Here is a 17,483-nt window from a genome sequence, read left to right as displayed (position 1 = left end):
CCCGCAGACTGTTTATTGCCTTTCAACACAGAAATAAGCGGTGCCCACCGGTGGAGCGGAGCGGTGCCGTGGTGAAAGACGGATCCAAGGAGGAAAGATCATGTCTCATCCCGTCGTTTCGAAAGACGAGTGGCTTGCGGCCCGCCGCGATCTGCTGGTGAAGGAAAAGGAACTGACCCGCGCCCGGGACAGGCTGAACGAGGCGCGGCGCGCGCTGCCCTGGGAAGAGGTGACGAAGGATTATATCTTCGATGCGCCTTCTGGCCCAAGGTCACTGAAAGAGCTGTTCGGTGATTGCAGCCAGCTCATCGTCTATCATTTCATGCTGGCGCCGGACTGGGAGGAGGGCTGCGTCGGTTGCTCCTTCTTCGCCGATCATGTCGATGGTGCGCTGATCCACCTCAAACATGGTGATGCGGGTTTCGTCGCGGTTTCGCGCGCGCCGCTTGAAAAGATCGAAAGTTACAAAAAACGCATGGGCTGGAAATTCCCGTGGGTCTCGGTCGAGGGCACTGATTTCAACTATGATTACCAGGCCTCGTTTCGCGACGAGGACATGGCCAAAGGCGAAATCACCTATAATTACCGTGACATGGCGCCCTATGGCGACCTGAAGGACCTGCACGGCATCAGCGTTTTCGCCAAGGGCGACGACGGCAAGATCTACCACACCTATTCCACATACGCCCGCGGCGCGGAACAGACGCTCGGCACGCTGATGCTGCTCGATCTGGTGCCAAAAGGCCGTAATGAAGAAGAGGTAATGGATTGGGTGCGCCGCCACGACCAATATGAGGATGCGCCGAAGGCCGCAGCCTGCTGCCACTGAAAAGAGAGACGAGGAGGAGACGACAATGGAAATGCCAAGTGTGAAGCCGCAGAAGGAACACGAATTCCTGTCGAGGCTCGTCGGCGACTGGGTCATGGTCGCTGGCCATGACGGATACAACCCCGATGATCCCAACCAGCGTTTCACCGAGACCGTCCGCTCCATCGGCGGCTTGTGGGTCATCGGTGAAGGCAGTGGCGGAATGCCCGACGGCGACCGCATGACGGCCGTGATCACGGTTGGTTTCGACCCGGCCAAGGGCAATTTCGTCGGCACCTGGGTGGGCTCGATGATGACCAATCTCTGGGTCTACAAGGGCTGGCTGGAAGAGGACGGCAAGACGCTGACGCTCGAAGCGGAAGGCCCGGCCTTTGACGGTTCCGGAGACACCGCCACCTATCACGACGTGCTGGTGCTGCATGACGACAATCACCGCAGCTTTTCCGGCAGCGTCAAACAGCCGGATGGCACCTTCAAGACCTTCATGACATCGGAGTTTCGGCGCAAGGCATAAGCTGCGCCGGGTTCTGCCTGCACGACAAGCGCCGCCGCACGCTGCGGCGGACACCCAACAAATCCTATGCACCCAATCTCCAGAGGAGACGACAATGTCCGATACACACGGAAAATTCATCTGGGTCGAACTGATGACGCCCGACATGGAGGCGGCGGCACGCTTTTATGGTCATGTCGTCGGCTGGCAGACCAAGGATTTCGGCTCACCGGAAATGCCCTATCTGGTGCTGGAGGCCGACGGCAAAGGCATGGGCGGCGTCATGGAACTGACGGACGAACACAAGGGCCAGGGCATTCCCCCGAACTGGACGGCCTATGTCGATGTCGATGATGTCGACGCCACGGCGAAACAATTCGCGGCGAAGGGCGGCGCGATCAGACGCCCGCCACAGGATATTCCCGAAATCGGCCGTTTTGCCGTGGTCGCCGATCCCTTTGGTGCTGTACTCTGCATCATGACGCCGCAGCCGATGGAAACCGGCGGTTTCCCCGAGGATATGCAGGAAAAGCAGGGCCATGTCGGCTGGCATGAGCTCTTCACCGACAATGTCGATGAGGCCATGGCCTTTTACGGCGATGTTTTCGGCTGGACCAAGGACCATGATTTCGACATGGGGGAAATGGGCCCGTACCGCATCTTCGCCTATAAGGGCAAAGCCGTCGGCGGCATGATGAAGCGCATGCCACAGGTCCCCGTCTGCCATTGGGGTTATTATTTCAATGTCGACGGCATCGACGACGCGATCACCCGTGTCAGCGCCGGTGGCGGCAAGGTCGTCAACGGCCCGATGGAGGTGCCCGGCGAAAGCTGGATCGTCAACTGCATCGACCCGCAGGGTGCTTATTTCTCTCTGGTTTCGCAGAAGAAATAGCCGTGTTTTCTGACGATCTGCCGGGGTTCGCTCCGGCAGATCACCGTTCTCTCGACAGCCGGACGTGATCGATGAAGGCCCGCAGTTTCGGGGCAAGATGACGGCGGCTGGGATAATAGAGATAAAACCCCGCAAATGTCGGGGAATAGTCCTCCAGCATGGAGATGAGTTGCCCGCTTTCCAGATAGGGGTGGAATGTCTCCTCCATGCCGAAGGTGATGCCGGCGCCGGCGCAGGCCAGCTTTATCATCAGCTGCATGTCATTGGTGGTGAAATCCGGCTCCACCGCCACCGCAAATTCGCGGCCGTTTTCGGCAAATTCCCACCGATATGGCGCCACACCCGGACGGGACCGCCAGCCGATGCATCTGTGATCGATCAATTCGCGAGGCTGCTTCGGCAGGGCGAAGCGGTCACGATAGTCAGGGGAACAGACGGCGAGCTGCCGCTGTGGAGCAGAAACCGGAACGGCAATCATATCCTGCGCGATCAGCTCTCCCAGCCGCACACCGGCATCGTAATGTTCGGCGACGATATCAAATTCCTCGTCCGTCACGACGATATCGAGCCGCACCTCGGGATGCATTTCGGCAAAGCCTGCCAGCAATGGCCCTGACAGGAAGCGCTCCGCTATGGAAGAAACGGCAAGCCTGAGCTGCCCGCGCACGGTGCCGCTTAATGAAGAGGCGGCCGTTGCGGCCTGCATCAGGTTGCCGATTGATGGCGAAACATCCGCATAAAGCTGCTGCCCCGCTTCCGTCAGGCTGACGCTGCGTGTCGTGCGCCGCACCAGCGCTATTCCCATTGTCTCTTCAAGCTTGCGGATGGTCTGGCTGACGGCGGACCGCGTGACGCCGAGCCTGTCCGCAACGGCCCGGAAGTTACGCTCCTCGGCAACCATGCAGAATGTTGAAAGCGCGTTGAGATCGATATTCATTGGTTAGAAAATCTACCCATTGAGGTTAGGATTGAGACGGTTATCACGACAATGCCCAAGCTTTATCTTGTCCGCAACGGCCACTTCCGGAAAAAGCCGGCCGTCACACCAAGGAGAAAGCCATGACATTGAACAAAGTCGTTCTCATCACAGGTGCATCGAGCGGGATCGGTGAGGGTATCGCAAGGGAACTTGCGGCCGCCGGGGCGAAGCTGGTGCTGGGCGCACGCCGCATGGACCGTTTGCAGGCCCTGGCGGAAGAATTGCGCCAGAAGGATGCCGAGGTCGCCATCCATCCGCTTGATGTAGCGGAGAGGCAGAGCGTCGAGGCCTTTGTCGAGGCTGGCCGCAAGGCCTTCGGGCGGATTGACGTCATCGTCAACAATGCCGGCATCATGCCGCTATCGCTGATGTCGTCGCTCAAGGTCGATGAATGGGATCGCATGATCGACGTCAACATCAAGGGCGTGCTTTATGGTGTGGCCGCCGTTCTGCCGGAAATGACCGCACGCGCCTCCGGCCATATCATCAACATCGCCTCCATCGGCGCGCTGGCGGTTTCGCCCACCGCTGCCGTCTATTGCGCGACGAAATTTGCGGTGCGTGCCATTTCGGATGGCTTGCGGCAGGAAAACCGCGACCTGCGCGTCACCTGCATTCACCCCGGCGTGGTGGAAAGCGAACTTGCCCACACCATCACCGATCCGGCCGCCGCCGAACTGATGCAGAGCTACCGGGCCATCGCCCTGAAGCCCAACGCTATCGGCCGTGCGGTGCGTTACGCCATCGAGCAGCCCGATGATGTCGATGTCAACGAAATCGTCGTCCGCCCCACCGCGGCATGAGGAGGATTTGGCAATGAATATTGTTTCGACGTCAGTTGCGGTTCTGCTCGCAACGGCTTTTGCCGAGACGGACCCCCGCAAAACAAATAACGCCATGGATGTGAAGATGACCGAAACGGCTCAAACCCAGAACCATCCCTATGTCGGCATGTGGGTCACCGGCGACGGCCATGTCCGTCAGGAGCTTCTGCCGAACGGCCGTTATGACGAGGCGCGGGGCAAACGCAAAAGCGCCTATCAGGGGCGATACGCGGTGAGGGGAAACCACATCAACTATTGGGACGATACCGGTTTTACGGCCGACGGCGAATTCGTGGACGATGTGCTCTATCACGGTGGCATGATCTTCTATCGCCAGAAGTAGCCGTCACGCCAATAAAACGCCGCCTGCTCCATCAAGAGCGGGCGGCGTATGTTTTTACCGCTTCAGACTTCCCAAAATCCCGCGAACGAGGGCGCGGCCGACGGACGTGGCGACCGAACGGGCCGCACTTTTCATCGCCGCCTCAATCACTGTTTCGCGCTGGTATCCGGTCTTGCGCGCGCCGCCATTGCGGGAGCCGTTGGAGGTCTGCGCGGGTTCCTCGTCGCCGAAACCGGGCAGGCGCCAGCGGCCGGAAGCACTTTCGGACTGGCTGGATGCGTTTTCCTCTTCCGCGCGCTTGGCGGCTTCCGCTTCGGCGACCTTCTGGGCGCGGGCGGCGAGGATTTCGAAGGCGGATTCCCGATCGATATCCTGGTCATATTGCCCGGCGACGGGGCTTAGATCGATCAGAGACTTGCGCTCCGCATCCGTCAGCGGCCCGACGCGGCCGGAGGGCGGCCTGACGAGGGTGCGCTCGACGATGGAGGGTGCGCCCTTGTCGTGCAGGGTGGAAATCAGCGCCTCGCCGGTGCCGAGCGTGGTGATGGTGTCGGCCGTGTTGAAGGCCGGGTTCTGGCGGAATGTATCGGCCGCCGTGCGCACCGCCTTCTGTTCGCGCGGCGTATAGGCGCGCAGTGCATGCTGCACGCGGTTGCCGAGCTGGGCGAGAACGGTTTCCGGCACGTCGAGCGGGTTCTGCGTCACGAAATAGACGCCCACGCCCTTGGAGCGGATAAGGCGTACGACCTGTTCCACGCGCTCCACCAGCACGCGGGGTGCATCGTTGAAGAGCAGATGCGCCTCATCGAAAAAGAATACCAAGCGCGGCTTTTCCGGGTCGCCCACTTCCGGAAGTTCCTCGAAGAGTTCCGAAAGCATCCAGAGCAGGAAGGTGGCGTAAAGGCGCGGGTTCATCATCAGCTTGTCGGCGGCGAGAACCGAAATCGTGCCAAGCCCATCCGTACCCACGCGCATGATGTCGGCGATCTTCAGCGCCGGTTCGCCGAAGAAATTCGCCGCACCCTGCTGTTCGAGGACGAGCAGCCCGCGTTGCAGCGAACCGACCGAGGACTTGGAAATCAGGCCGAACTGGTTGGAAAGTTCGGTTGCGTTTTCGCCCATGTAATTCAGGAGCGATTGCAGGTCTTTGAGATCGAGCAGCGGCAGGCCGCCTTGGTCGGCGATCTTGAAGGCGATGTTGAGCACACCTTCCTGCGCTTCCGAGGCGTCCATCAGCCGGGCGAGCAGCAGCGGCCCCATTTCGGCGATGGTGGCGCGCACGCGATGGCCTTTTTCACCATAGAGATCCCAGAAGATCACCGGCGATTTGCCATAGGCAAAATCGGTGAAGCCGATCTGTTCGGCGCGTTTCTGCACCCAGTCCTTCGCTTCGCCCTGCGCCGCGATGCCGGAAAGGTCGCCCTTGATATCGGCGCAGAAAACCGGAACGCCGGCCTTGGAGAAACCTTCGGCCAGAACCTGCAGCGAAACGGTCTTGCCCGTTCCCGTCGCACCGGTGATGAGGCCGTGGCGGTTGCCGAATTTCAGTTCCAGATATTCGCCCTTGTTCAGGCTGTCATCCGGATTGCGGCTGGTCCCGATATAGAGCTGTCCGTCCTGCAACATCGACCATTTTCTCCTGCGGCTGATACGTGCCCCCCCAAAATCCCGATGGATTTCACAAAAGTCACGTCCGAATTAAAAGCGTGGCTGGCATGCCTTGCCGTTTCCGGCGAAAGCGGCCTTTTCATAGTTTGGTTGTGATGATCTTATAAGGACAGTTTCAAGGCGCAACAACTGCTTGATGGCGATGAAGAAAAACCGTCTGGTGAAAGTTGCCGCGCCCGCCCGCCGCCCGCTTGAATGCGGGGAGAGATTGTTTTACGTTGACGTTAACGTCAGTTATTCGATGTTGGCGTCGTTTTCAACAGGAGGCAAGAATGAACGAAGTTGTGGATCAGATCGCCGTAAAGGCGGGAATTGACCCGGAACTGGCCGAAAAGGCCATTGGCATGATTCTCGGTTTTCTCCAGCGCGAGGCGGAAGACGGCCCGATCGCCCGGATGATCGAAGCCATTCCCGGCGCCAGCGATCTGGTGGCGCAGTATAATGGCGAAGGCGCCGGCAATGGCGGCGGTCTGCTCGGCGGCCTGATGAGCGCGCTCGGTGGCGGCGGCATCATGGGCCTCGGCCAGCAGCTGATGAGCCAGGGCCTCGGCATGAGCGAGATTTCCACGCTCGCCAAGGAAACCATCGCCGTTGCCCGCCAGCACGCGGGCGACGAGGTCGTCGATCAGGTGATCGCTTCGGTGCCGGGCCTCAGCCAGTTCGCGTAAGGCGAATTCACTCCATCGCAGGGCGCGGCGGCTGTTCATTGAAACGCCGCCGCGCCTCTTCTATTTCGGCATGGTGCGTTTCCGCCCAGATCCACACGCCGCAAAAGGCGCTGCCCAGCGTGCGGCCGAGATCAGTCAGGCCATAATCCACATGCGGCGGAATGACGGGGTGCACGGTGCGGCGCACCAGCCCGTCGCTTTCCATCTGCCGCAGCGTTTTTGTCAGCATCTTCTGGCTGATATTGCCCACATGTTTGCCGATCTGCGTGAAGCGCTGCGTGCCGTGCTCTTCCAGCACTTCCAGAATGAGCATCGTCCATTTGTCGGCGACTTTCGCAATGATGTCCTGAACCAGCGCCTCTATCGCCGGATCGCTTTCCGTTGGCGGCGGAACCTTGCGCCGGCTCTCGATGGCCGGATCGGCGGCGTGCCGTTTCATCTTACACTCTCCTTTGGGTAAGTATAAATCTTTTGGGTGCCTACTTTCGATTGGAGAGTATCACAGCTAACTTCCTTTCACCCAACAAGCAAAGGATGCTGCAATGAAAATCACCGGCAATACCATTCTCATCACCGGCGGCGGTTCGGGCATCGGCCGGGCGCTGGCGGAAGCCTTTCATCAGGCGGGCAACAAGGTCATCATTTCCGGCCGCCGCCAGGCCGTGCTCGACGAGGTGACAGCCGCAAATCCCGGCATGGCCTCGATGGTCATGGATGCGACGGATGCAGAAGGCATCCGCGCCTTCGCCGAGGCGCTGGTGAACGCCCATCCGGCCCTCAACGCCGTCATCAACAATGCCGGCATCATGCGCCCGGAAGAAATCGCCGCCGCGCCGGATTACCTCGACACGGCGGAAGAGACCATCGCCACCAATCTCCTTGCCCCCATCCGCCTGACGGCGGCACTTTTGCCGCATTTCCTCAGGCAACCGGCCGCCACGGTGCTGACGGTCTCCTCGGGGCTTGCCTTCGTGCCGATGGTACTTACCCCCACCTACAGCGCTACCAAGTCGGCCATCCACGCCTATTCCGTTGCGCTGCGCGAGCAGCTGAAGGAAACGCCGGTGGAAGTCATCGAAATCGTGCCGCCCTATGTGCAGACGACACTGATGGGCGAGGGGCAGGCCAATGACGAAAGAGCCATGCCGCTCGAGGCCTTCATTTCCGAGGTGATGGATATTCTCGGCAATCGCCCGGATGAGAAGGAAGTGGTGGTGGAACGCTGCAAGCCGCTGCGTTTTGCCGCGCAGAATGGCAATTTCGATCAGGTCTTTGCCATGGTCAACCACATGCACCCGTAAACCGGGCGGCGCCTGTCGCGGGCAGGCATCCTGTGATAGCGTGGCGCTCTTTCCTGCGGAGCGCGCGCTTTCATGGCCCAAGGCCAGTTCCTGATGCCGAAAACCGTTCTGCCCGGCGTCGCCGCCGTGGTGGCGGATAGCGACCGCGCCTTTCCGCGCCACATGCATGACCAGTTCGGCATCGGTCTCATCCATCGCGGCGCGCAGAAATCCCTCTCCGGTCGCGGCATGGTGGAGGCCGGCGCCGGCCACGTCATCACCGTCAATCCGGGCGAGGTGCATGACGGCATTCCGCTCGGAGAGGGCGGTCGCGCCTGGCGCATGCTTTATCTCGACATCGATATCGTTCGCGACGCCATTGCCGATATCGGCGAAGAGGATTGCGGTGCGTTCGAATTCGCCTATCCGGTTGATACGAGACCTCTGGCGGCTCGGTTCAATGCGGTCTTTTCAGCCATGACGGCAAGGGAGCGGCCGGGCGAAACCCTGCATGGCGACGAGACCCTGCTGATGCTTCTGGCGGGCGCGATGGAGACGGCGGCAAAGCCGCCCGCCATGGCTGCGCCCGACAATATCAGGCGGGCAAAAAGCAGCATCGATGACGATCCCGCCCGGCCGTTTCGCCTTGCCGGTCTGGCCAGGGAGGCCGGCATGAGCCAGTTCCGCTTCCTGCGGGCCTTCGCCAGGGCGACGGGCATGACACCGCACAGTTACCTTCTCCAGCGCCGCATCCATCTGGCGCGGCATGCGCTGGCCGGCGGCACCCCACCTGCCGAGGTCGCCTTCATCGCCGGCTTTGCCGACCAGAGCCATCTCAACCGGTTCTTCGTGCGGCAATTCGGCGTGACGCCGGCGGCCTATCGGGCGGCGACAGGCGGCTGATCGTCGCTCTCTTCGTCATGCCGGAACTGAGCCGGTGGGGGGCGGGGTGACGGTGTGCGGATGTGGCGCCGCAATTTCATCCAAGACACCCACCCCGCGCGCCATCATGCTCCCATCCTCCACCCCAGGAGGACATACCCGCATCATGACACCCGAATTCCTCATCACATCCTTCATCGTCGCCGCCTCTCCCGGAACCGGCGTGGTCTACACGCTTGCCGCCGGCCTTTCGCAGGGGGCGAGGGCGAGCATCGTTGCGGCCTTTGGCTGTACGCTCGGCATCGTGCCGCATCTTCTGGCCGCCATCACCGGCCTTGCCGCCATTCTACACACCAGCGCGCTGGCCTTCAGCGTGGTCAAATATCTGGGGGTTGCCTATCTCCTTTACATGGCGTGGAACACGCTGCGGGAGGACGGCGCGCTGAAGATCGATGACGCCCGGCAACGGCAAAAGGCCGCCCGCGTCATCGGTGAGGCGATCCTCATCAATCTGCTGAACCCGAAACTGTCGATCTTCTTTTTCGCCTTCCTGCCGCAATTCATCGCGCCGGGCGAACTTTCACCGACAGGGCGCATGATCGATCTCGGGCTGATCTTCATGGCCATGACGTTTCTCGTCTTTGCGCTTTACGGCTGCTTCGCCGCCTCGGTGCGGCGGCAGGTGGTGTCACGCCCGGCCGTGCTCACCTGGCTCAGGCGCAGTTTCGCCGCCGCCTTCGTGGCGCTGGGCGCGAAACTGGCCCTCACCGAGCGGTGAGCCGAACCGGACGCCCCGCCGCCTCAGCCGTCCCAATCGGGCGCAAGGTGGCCGGGGTTGACGATGCGGCCATTCGGCCGGGCGAGCGTGTGGATCGCCTGCATTTCCTCTTCCGTCAGGGTGAAATCGAAAATGTCGAAATTCTCCTTGAGGCGGCTTTCCGTCGCCGTCTTGGAAAGCGCCACGACATCCGGCTGTTGCACCGCCCAGCGCAGGGTCACCTGCGCCGCCGTCTTGCCGTATCTCGCGCCAATATCCTTCAGCAGCGGATCGTTCGGCACCTTGCCATCGGCCATCAAATAATAGGCCGTCACCGAAAGCCCGTGCTTGCGCGCGGCCGAAATCACCTTCGTCTGGTCGAGATAGGGGTGATATTCGATCTGGTTGGTGGCAAGCGGCGTGTCGGAGAGTTTCACGGCCTCTTCGGTCAGCGCCACGTTGAAATTGGAAACGCCGATATTGCGCACCTTGCCGGCCTTGCGCACCTCGTTCAGCGCGCCGATCCTCTCCGCCAGCGGCACATCGCTTTGCGGCCAATGCAGGAGCAGCAGATCGACATAATCGGTCTTCAGCTTCGCAAGGCTTTCATCGACGGAGGCGAGGAAATCGTCGTGACGGAAGCGGTCCACCCACACCTTGGTGGTCAGGAAAATATCATGCCGGGAAATGCCGGACTGCGCGATGACCTCGCCGACGGCGCCCTCATTCTTGTAGATCTGGGCCGTGTCGACATGGCGGAAACCGAGTTTCAGCGCTTCCGGCAGAATGCGCCGCACATCGTCTTCCGGAATGCGGAAGGTGCCGAAACCGAGGGCGGGAATAGTCGCGCCATTCGCGTTGACGTGATACATGGGTGTCTCTCCTGTTTGCTGAAAACATGGCCGGCGGAAGAGGCCGGATGGGGAAGCCGTCTTTCTTTTAACTGGTGTCGGCGTGATGGGTTTCAACCGTGCCGGAACGATATCACATCAGCACATAATTCACCGGGCGCGGGTCTTCAGGCAGATCGGTCTCGCCCATCGCCTCGCGCAGGTTGATCTCGATGGTGGTGGCGAGCGCATTGATCGGCAGCGCATTGAGGCCGGTGCCGAAGGGATCTTCCAGCTCGTCGGACAGCGCATCGAGACCGAAAAACGTATAGGCGACGAGCGTGCTGGTAAATGGCGTTGCCCAGCCGAGCAGATCGGTAAAACCGAATGGCAGGAGAAGGCAGAAAAGATGCGCGGTGCGGTGCAGCAGCAGCGAATAACCGAAGGGAACCGGCGTGTGGCGAATGCGCTCGCACGAAGCCTGCGCGGCCGCCATCTGCTGCACGGTTGCATCCAGCATCTGCAGCTGGATATCGCTGATCTGCCCCTTCGCGTTGGCGGCGATGAAAGCGCCGGAGATTTCGCGCAGCAGCATGTCCGGCCGGTTGCGGCTGCGGGTATAGGTCTCAGTGAAATCGTCCGGGATGAGGCGGGCAGCGTTGGCGGTCGCCTCACCGGGCCGCAGATGCGAGACCAGCGTGTGGCAGAAGGCGATGGCGAGATCGATCACCCGCCGGCGCGCCACCGGTTCGGCCACATCCTGCCGGCTCTCGAGCAGCGCGCTTTGGCGCGCCAGCGTGCGGGCCACGGTAATCAGCGCGCCCCATTGTTTGCGGGCTTCCCACCAGCGGTCGTAACAGGCATTGGCGCGAAAACCGAGGAACACCGAAAGCGCGATGCCGAGCAGCGAAAACGGCGCGCCGTTCAGCGCCGGCACCAGGTCGGGCCGGTCCTTGTGTGCCCAGACGACCAGCGTCGACAGCACAAAAACGGCGAGCACCTGCGGAAAGATGCGGACGATGATGGAGCCGCGCACAATGAAGAAAAGCTGCAGCAGGTTCGGTTTTGAACGAACGATCATGGCGAAAACCCGAAAGGCCTGGGATGGTGGCGAGGATGCGAAAATCCCGGCCCCTATCTACATAATGGCGGCTCGGGCTTGTCCACCCTTTTTTGCACGGTTGCGCCCGGCGACGGGCGGGGTTACCCCTCGGGGCACCGGGAAACGTCACCGGTATGATCCGACGATGCGGATGGAAGGAAATCTCGCGTGTCACGCTCACAACGGCTTCTTGATCTCCTGCAGATCCTGCGCTCCCACCGCATGCCGGTCAGCGGTGCGGCCCTTGCCGGGCAGACCGGCGTCAGCCTGCGAACGCTCTATCGCGATATAGCGACGCTGCAGGCGCAGGGTGCGGATATCGAGGGCGAGGCCGGCGTGGGTTATGTGCTGCGCCCCGGTTTCCTGCTGCCACCGCTGATGTTTTCGCAGCAGGAAATCGAGGCGCTGGTGCTCGGCTCGCGCTGGGTGGCGGGCCGCGCCGATGCGGGGCTGGCCGAGGCCGCGCGCGCCGCACTCGTCAAGATCGCCGCCGTCCTTCCGGATGGCTTGCGGGAAGAACTCGACAATTCCACGCTGCTCGTCGGGCCGGGACAGTCTGCCGCGCCGATAGGGTTCGATCTTTCGGCGGTGCGCAGCGCCATCCGCGCCGAAACAAGGGTCGCGATCGCCTATCGTGATGAAAAGGGAGAACCGACGGAGCGGGTCATCTGGCCTTTCGCGCTCGCTTTTTTTGATCTGGTGCGGGTGGTGCTGGCATGGTGCGATACCCGGCAGGATTTCCGCAGTTTCCGGGCCGACCGCATCGAAAGCTTTCGTCCCCTCGACAGCCGTTACCCGCGCCGCCGCCAGGCCCTGCTGAAAGAATGGCGCGAGCGGGAAAAACAGCGGCGACGCAATCATGCTGACAAAAACTGACAGCAGGCGGGTCTAGAAACCGTTCATCCGCAACACAGGAGAACGACCATGACCCACCCCGATTTCACCATCCTCTATGTCGAGAACCCGCCGGCCAGCACGGAATTCTACAAGGCGCTGCTGGGTGCCGATCCCGTCGAATCCTCCCCGACTTTTTCCCTCTTCGTCCTTCCTAACGGCATGAAGCTTGGCCTCTGGTCGCGGCACACCGTGGAGCCCAGGGCATCCGTGACGGGCGGCGGCGGAGAGCTTGCCTTCCGTGTCGAAAACGATGCGCAGGTGGATGAGACCTTTGCCGGGTGGAAGGCAAGAGGTGTCGCCATGCTGCAGCAGCCCGCGAAAATGGAGTTCGGTTATACCTTCACGGCCGCTGACCCCGACAGCCACCGCCTCCGGGTCTACGCCTTCGCGGGCTGACGACAAGGGCTTTGGGCTGGTTGGATTCCTGCGACAGGCACAGGAATGAGGGTGGAAGGGATGTGCCCGCGTGTGATAACGCCGCATCGCGTGCCTTGCTACTTTTTCACCGCCACCACGAAAAGCCGCGGAAAACGCAGGAGTAACCGGCCATCTGCCATGGGCGGATAGGCCGTCCCGATGCGCCGTGTATAATCGGCGAGGAAGGCCTCGCGGTTCTCCTCGCCGGCGGCGGTGAGATAGGGGCGCAGCCCCGTGCCCTTCACCCATTCGACGATGCTTTCCGCATCCTTCATCGGGTGATTGTAGATGGTGTGCCACACATCCACGCGGGCCGATTTCGGTGCCAGCGCGTTGAAATAGTCTGCTGGCGCGGGCAGGGGCTTGCGGCGCAACTTGCCGCCGGAAAACGTCTCTTTCCACGGACCATTCGCGCCGGTTTCCTCCATGGCGGTATGGGTCGGCTCCTGCAGGTTGTCCGGCATCTGCACGGCCAGAACGCCGCCGCTTTCCAGCTGGTCCATCAGTTGCGCAAGAACGGCAAGATGATCCGGCACCCACTGGAACACCGCATTGGCGTAAAGCAGGTCCGCCTTCTGCACCGGTTTCCAGTGTGCGAGATCGGCTTTGCCGAAACGGGTGTTGGGCAGCCGGTCCGCCGCCTTTTCCAGCATGTCGTCATCGCTGTCGATGCCGGTGATGACATTGACGCCGTAACGATCGGTCAGGAGCTCGGTGGAATTGCCGGGGCCGCAGCCGAGATCATAACCGTTCAGCACCCGCTCCAGCGGCACCTGCGCGAGAAGATCCCGCGCGGGGCGCGTCCGCTCGTCTTCAAATTTCAGATATTGGTGGGCGGACCATGCCATGATTGCCTCCTGCGGACTGCCGTCAGATCGTCAGCATCGCATGGCCAAAACGGCCCCGCCATCATCGGATCAATGAATTATTGTGATGAATCTATTCATCAACCTTTTGTTTCGCCTCACAAAACGTCTTTGTCAGGGCCTGCATTTGTTATTTTCCATCAAAATCAAATATGGTGGCAATTAAAACTTGACCTGTCTGGGCGAGAGGCATTCACTCCGGCCGATTTCCAGCAGATGCCGGTTAAGAACGCGCAGCGTTTTGCTTCCGGAAATGCATCAAGACAAAAGACGGAGCGTTTTCGCCGGACGGAAATGCTTGAGACAGGAGACTATCATGAGCGTCGATACCGCACCCCGATCAACCACCTGGACCTATGTTGACGGTCAATGGCTGCCCGGCAATCCGCCGCTTATCGGCCCGACCTCGCATGCCATGTGGCTGGCCTCGACGGTGTTCGACGGCGCGCGCTGGTTTGATGGCGTGGCGCCCGATCTCGATCTGCATTGCCAGCGTGTCAACCGCTCTGCGGTCAACATGGGTATGAAGCCGACCATGACGGCGGAGGAGATCGAGGCTCTGGCGCTGGAAGGCGTCCGGAAATTCGATGGCAAGGTCGCGATCTATATCAAGCCGATGTATTGGGCCGAACACGGCATGCCGGGCAGCGTCGTGGCGCCGGATGCCGGTTCCACCCGTTTTGCACTCTGCCTGTTCGAAGCGCCGATGGATGCCGGCAAACCGCTGACGCTTACCGTCTCGCCGCTGCGCCGTCCTTCGCCGGAAACCGCGATGACCGACGCCAAGGCCGGCAGCCTTTACCCCAATAGCGGCCGCGCCATTCTGGAAGCCCGCTCGCGCGGTTTCGACAATGCGCTGATGCGCGACATGAACGGCAATGTCGCCGAATCCGCCTCGTCCAACATCTTCATGGTCAAGGACGGTGTCGTTCTCACGCCCGTGCCGAACCGCACCTTCCTTGCCGGCATCACCCGTTCGCGGGTGATCGGCCTTCTGCGGCAGGCCGGTTTCGATGTCCGTGAGGCAACGCTTTCGGTCGAGGATTTCCGCGAGGCCGATGAGATTTTCTGCTCGGGCAATTATTCGAAGGTTTCGCCGGTGGTGAAGCTGGATGACCGCGAATTGCAGGCAGGTCCGGTCGCCCGCAAGGCACTCGATCTCTACATGGACTGGGCGCGTCTCGGCGCGGACGTCTGAGGCCTGTCAATGATCCTGTTTTCAAAAGCCGCGGCGGGTCGGACCCGTCGCGGCTTTCTGCTTTGAACGGTAAGATTTCCCGTGGAAATTAAGGGGCGATTTAATCCAATCTTAGAAAAATACCCTGTAGTTTGCGGCACTATCCTTTTGGGCTATGGGGGCCGCAAATGTCTTTCAGCATACGCAATATACTTGTGGGCTTTTTCCTGCTTGTCGGCATCGCGCTGGCGGGTTTCGTGGGCAATGCCATGTGGCAGTCCGTTCATCGCGCCCGAACTTTTTCGGAAGTCGCGCATCTCGTTTCGCTCGACAGGCTTCTCTTTAACACCCTGCTGAATTTCCGCAGCGAACGCGGCAACAGCGCCTCGGCCCTGACGGTCGATCCGGCGAAGACAGCCAATACCATCGCCAGCGTGCAGGCATCGCGCCAGAAGGTGGATGCGGCGATGAGCGCTTTCCTCGAACAGTCCGCTGCAATCGATCACGCGGCGCTCAAGGCCCCGCTTGACCGGGTGAAGGAGATTTACGGGCAGTTTCTGGATTTGCGTAAAAAGGTCGATGCCAACGTGACCCTGCCGCTCGACCGCCGCGAAACCGGCCTCGACAAGACCGTGCTGACACTCGGCCAGGATTTCCTGACCACGCTCGAAACGGGATCGACGGCGGTGGAGGGCGAAATCCGTTCGCTCGATCAGAGCCTCACCGGTCTTATCCAGCTCCGGTCCTACGGCTGGTCGGCGCGCGCTCTCGGCGGCAGCGCCACGGTCGTCATCAACGCGGTGGTGGCGCAGCAGCGACCACTCACCCCGCAGGAAACCCAGCAACTCAACAATTTCGATGCAGGCGCAGCCTTCGCGTGGAAAGCCACCGGCGACCTCGTTGCGCATGAATCGACACCACAGGCGCTGAAGGATCTCTACGCCACCGCCGACCGGACCTATTTCAAGGGTGATTTCATCACCCAGCGCAGCAAGCTGATCGATGATCTGAACAACGGCCGCACGCCGGCCTTCACCATCGACACCTGGCGCAACACCGTCACGGCCAACCTCGACACGGTGGCGAAAATTGCGTCGGAAGCCATGGATACGCTCAACGCCAACGCTGAGAAAGCCAAGCAGGACGCCTTTATCGGCTCGATGATCTATCTCGCTGCCTTCATTGTAACGCTGGGCGTCTGCATTCTCTGCCTGGGCGTCATCGTTGGCCGTGTCACTCGTCCGATCAGCAATCTGACCCGGGCGATGATGGAACTGTCCACCGGCAATCTGACCATCGACGTGCCCGGCGCCCGGCGCTCCGACGAAATCGGCGAAATGGCCCGCGCGGTGGAGGTCTTCCGTGAGGCGGCCATCCGCAACCGGCAGCTGGAAACGGACGCCGTCGCCAACCGCGAGCAGGCCGAGCGCGACCGTATCGAGTTGCAGCAGCGTGCGGAGGCCGAGGCCGAAGAACGGCTCAATCAGGCCACGGGTTCGCTGGCGGGCGGTCTTCGCCGTCTCGCCTCGGGGGATATGGTCTGCGAGATCGCCACGCCTTTTGCCCCGCAATTCGAGGCGCTGCGACACGATTTCAACAGCTCCGTGCATCAGCTTCGCGAGGCGCTGGCGAGCGTCGGCCAGTCCGTACAGACGGTGAATGGCGGCGCCCACGAGGTTTCCTCGGCATCCGACGATCTCTCCCGCCGCACCGAGCAGCAGGCCGCTTCTCTGGAAGAGACCGCCGCCGCGCTGGAAGAGATCACCGCCAATGTTTCCGCCACCTCCAAGCGGGCCGGCGAGGCGCGTGATACGGTGCGGGAAGCAAGGGCAAAGGCCGATCTTTCCGGCAAGGTGGTGCGCGACGCCGTCTCCGCCATGGAACGCATCGAACATTCTTCGCGCCAGATCGGCCAGATCATCGGCGTCATCGACGAAATCGCCTTCCAGACCAACCTTCTGGCGCTGAATGCGGGCGTCGAGGCGGCAAGGGCGGGCGATGCCGGCAAGGGTTTTGCTGTCGTGGCGCAGGAAGTGCGCGAACTGGCGCAGCGTTCCGCCAATGCGGCCAAGGAAATCAAGCAGCTCATCAATACCTCGGCCGTTGCGGTGGGCGAGGGCGTGAAGCTGGTTGCCGATACCGGCGTCGGGCTCTCCGAAATCGAGCAGCTGGTGCTGTCCGTCAACACCCATATGGATGCCATCGCCACCGCGGCGCAGGAACAGTCGGCGGGTCTCTCCGAGGTCAATACCGCTGTCAACCACATGGACCAGGCCACGCAGCAGAATGCCGCCATGGTCGAGGAAATGAACGCGGCGGGTGCCGGTCTCGCGCAGGAATGTACCAATCTGCACACCCTGCTTGCGCAATTCCAGCTCGGCCAGCAGACCTCTGCGTTGCGGGAGACGGCGCGGCAGATGCAGCGCGCAGCAAGCCCGGCGCGCGCGCCTGCCACCCAAACCTCCCCGGCTCCAAAGGCCCGCCCGGTTGCCGCTTCGCGCGGTAACGCGGCGCTGGCCGTGAAGGGGGATGACTGGACGGAGTTTTGAGGACGGAGCAAGTTTGCCGGATATAAC

Annotated in this window: 19 protein-coding genes; 13 read left to right on the top strand and 6 right to left on the bottom strand. The window is 61.5% G+C overall.

Annotated features, from left to right (window positions below; translation table 11 throughout):
- Positions 1 to 100: 100 nt before the first annotated feature.
- The 3 genes from O3S81_RS15200 to O3S81_RS15190 all read left to right on the top strand — a co-directional run bounded on the left by O3S81_RS15200 (position 101) and on the right by O3S81_RS15190 (position 2,217).
- The gene (locus O3S81_RS15200; protein WP_269344376.1) at positions 101 to 829 is read left to right on the top strand and encodes a DUF899 domain-containing protein; all 729 of its coding nucleotides are present in this window, start codon (positions 101 to 103) and stop codon (positions 827 to 829) included.
- A gap of 25 nt (positions 830 to 854) precedes the next feature.
- Positions 855 to 1,343, top strand: a complete 489-nt coding sequence (locus O3S81_RS15195) for a DUF1579 domain-containing protein (RefSeq protein WP_269344374.1) — start codon at positions 855 to 857, stop codon at positions 1,341 to 1,343.
- A gap of 94 nt (positions 1,344 to 1,437) precedes the next feature.
- Positions 1,438 to 2,217: a VOC family protein gene (locus tag O3S81_RS15190; protein ID WP_269344373.1), complete on the top strand. Its 780-nt coding sequence runs from the start codon at positions 1,438 to 1,440 to the stop codon at positions 2,215 to 2,217.
- A 40-nt stretch (positions 2,218 to 2,257) separates the two neighbouring features.
- On the opposite strand, the gene O3S81_RS15185 is transcribed toward O3S81_RS15190, so the two are convergent.
- Entirely contained in the window at positions 2,258 to 3,154 is an 897-nt protein-coding gene (locus O3S81_RS15185) for a LysR family transcriptional regulator (protein WP_269344372.1), read from the bottom strand.
- Between the two features lie 122 nt (positions 3,155 to 3,276).
- Between O3S81_RS15185 and O3S81_RS15180 the strand changes: the two genes are divergently transcribed.
- On the top strand, positions 3,277 to 3,999 hold the full coding sequence (locus tag O3S81_RS15180) for an SDR family oxidoreductase (RefSeq protein WP_269344371.1): 723 nt from the start codon (positions 3,277 to 3,279) through the stop codon (positions 3,997 to 3,999).
- Positions 4,000 to 4,012: 13 nt separating this feature from the next.
- Positions 4,013 to 4,363 carry an Atu4866 domain-containing protein gene (locus tag O3S81_RS15175; RefSeq protein WP_269344370.1) on the top strand — a complete coding sequence of 117 codons (351 nt, stop codon included), beginning with the start codon at positions 4,013 to 4,015 and terminating at the stop codon, positions 4,361 to 4,363.
- Between the two features lie 54 nt (positions 4,364 to 4,417).
- Here the strand turns inward: O3S81_RS15175 and O3S81_RS15170 are convergent, their stop codons facing one another.
- The gene (locus O3S81_RS15170; protein WP_269344369.1) at positions 4,418 to 5,989 is read right to left on the bottom strand and encodes a helicase HerA-like C-terminal domain-containing protein; all 1,572 of its coding nucleotides are present in this window, start codon (positions 5,987 to 5,989) and stop codon (positions 4,418 to 4,420) included.
- A gap of 314 nt (positions 5,990 to 6,303) precedes the next feature.
- On the opposite strand from O3S81_RS15170, the gene O3S81_RS15165 reads away from it, so the two are divergent.
- On the top strand, positions 6,304 to 6,699 hold the full coding sequence (locus O3S81_RS15165; RefSeq protein WP_269344367.1) for a hypothetical protein: 396 nt from the start codon (positions 6,304 to 6,306) through the stop codon (positions 6,697 to 6,699).
- A gap of 7 nt (positions 6,700 to 6,706) precedes the next feature.
- Here O3S81_RS15165 and O3S81_RS15160 read toward each other — a convergent pair whose 3' ends face one another.
- Positions 6,707 to 7,138 (bottom strand): winged helix-turn-helix transcriptional regulator, encoded by a 432-nt coding sequence (locus O3S81_RS15160; RefSeq protein ID WP_269344365.1) that lies wholly within the window; start codon positions 7,136 to 7,138, stop codon positions 6,707 to 6,709.
- A 103-nt stretch (positions 7,139 to 7,241) separates the two neighbouring features.
- Between O3S81_RS15160 and O3S81_RS15155 the strand changes: the two genes are divergently transcribed.
- From O3S81_RS15155 to O3S81_RS15145, 3 genes are all read left to right on the top strand, one after another.
- Positions 7,242 to 8,000 carry an SDR family oxidoreductase gene (locus tag O3S81_RS15155; RefSeq protein WP_269344364.1) on the top strand — a complete coding sequence of 253 codons (759 nt, stop codon included), beginning with the start codon at positions 7,242 to 7,244 and terminating at the stop codon, positions 7,998 to 8,000.
- Between the two features lie 72 nt (positions 8,001 to 8,072).
- Entirely contained in the window at positions 8,073 to 8,882 is an 810-nt protein-coding gene (locus O3S81_RS15150) for an AraC family transcriptional regulator (RefSeq protein WP_269344362.1), read from the top strand.
- A gap of 145 nt (positions 8,883 to 9,027) precedes the next feature.
- Entirely contained in the window at positions 9,028 to 9,639 is a 612-nt protein-coding gene (locus O3S81_RS15145; protein WP_269344361.1) for a LysE family translocator, read from the top strand.
- Positions 9,640 to 9,662: 23 nt separating this feature from the next.
- On the opposite strand, the gene O3S81_RS15140 is transcribed toward O3S81_RS15145, so the two are convergent.
- Positions 9,663 to 10,490 (bottom strand): aldo/keto reductase, encoded by an 828-nt coding sequence (locus O3S81_RS15140; RefSeq protein ID WP_269344360.1) that lies wholly within the window; start codon positions 10,488 to 10,490, stop codon positions 9,663 to 9,665.
- Between the two features lie 112 nt (positions 10,491 to 10,602).
- Positions 10,603 to 11,529: a bestrophin family protein gene (locus tag O3S81_RS15135; protein ID WP_269344359.1), complete on the bottom strand. Its 927-nt coding sequence runs from the start codon at positions 11,527 to 11,529 to the stop codon at positions 10,603 to 10,605.
- A gap of 189 nt (positions 11,530 to 11,718) precedes the next feature.
- On the opposite strand from O3S81_RS15135, the gene O3S81_RS15130 reads away from it, so the two are divergent.
- Positions 11,719 to 12,426, top strand: a complete 708-nt coding sequence (locus O3S81_RS15130) for a helix-turn-helix transcriptional regulator (RefSeq protein ID WP_269344357.1) — start codon at positions 11,719 to 11,721, stop codon at positions 12,424 to 12,426.
- A 48-nt stretch (positions 12,427 to 12,474) separates the two neighbouring features.
- Positions 12,475 to 12,843, top strand: coding sequence for a VOC family protein (locus O3S81_RS15125; RefSeq protein WP_269344355.1), 369 nt, complete (start codon positions 12,475 to 12,477; stop codon positions 12,841 to 12,843).
- A gap of 98 nt (positions 12,844 to 12,941) precedes the next feature.
- On the opposite strand, the gene tam is transcribed toward O3S81_RS15125, so the two are convergent.
- Positions 12,942 to 13,712 carry a trans-aconitate 2-methyltransferase gene (gene tam, locus O3S81_RS15120; RefSeq protein WP_269344354.1) on the bottom strand — a complete coding sequence of 257 codons (771 nt, stop codon included), beginning with the start codon at positions 13,710 to 13,712 and terminating at the stop codon, positions 12,942 to 12,944.
- 334 nt (positions 13,713 to 14,046) lie between these two features.
- Between tam and O3S81_RS15115 the strand changes: the two genes are divergently transcribed.
- Together O3S81_RS15115 and O3S81_RS15110 are read left to right on the top strand one after the other, a co-directional pair.
- A complete protein-coding gene (locus O3S81_RS15115; RefSeq protein ID WP_269344353.1) occupies positions 14,047 to 14,928 on the top strand; it encodes a branched-chain amino acid aminotransferase in 882 nt (293 codons plus the stop codon).
- Positions 14,929 to 15,095: 167 nt separating this feature from the next.
- On the top strand, positions 15,096 to 17,456 hold the full coding sequence (locus O3S81_RS15110; RefSeq protein WP_269344351.1) for a methyl-accepting chemotaxis protein: 2,361 nt from the start codon (positions 15,096 to 15,098) through the stop codon (positions 17,454 to 17,456).
- Positions 17,457 to 17,483: the final 27 nt, after the last annotated feature.

Origin of the sequence: Agrobacterium sp. SOY23, from assembly GCF_027212525.1 — a bacterium.
Taxonomy (GTDB): domain Bacteria; phylum Pseudomonadota; class Alphaproteobacteria; order Rhizobiales; family Rhizobiaceae; genus Agrobacterium; species Agrobacterium tumefaciens_I.
Note: the sequence above shows the minus strand (reverse complement) of the source record. Positions and strands in the feature narration are given on the sequence as shown.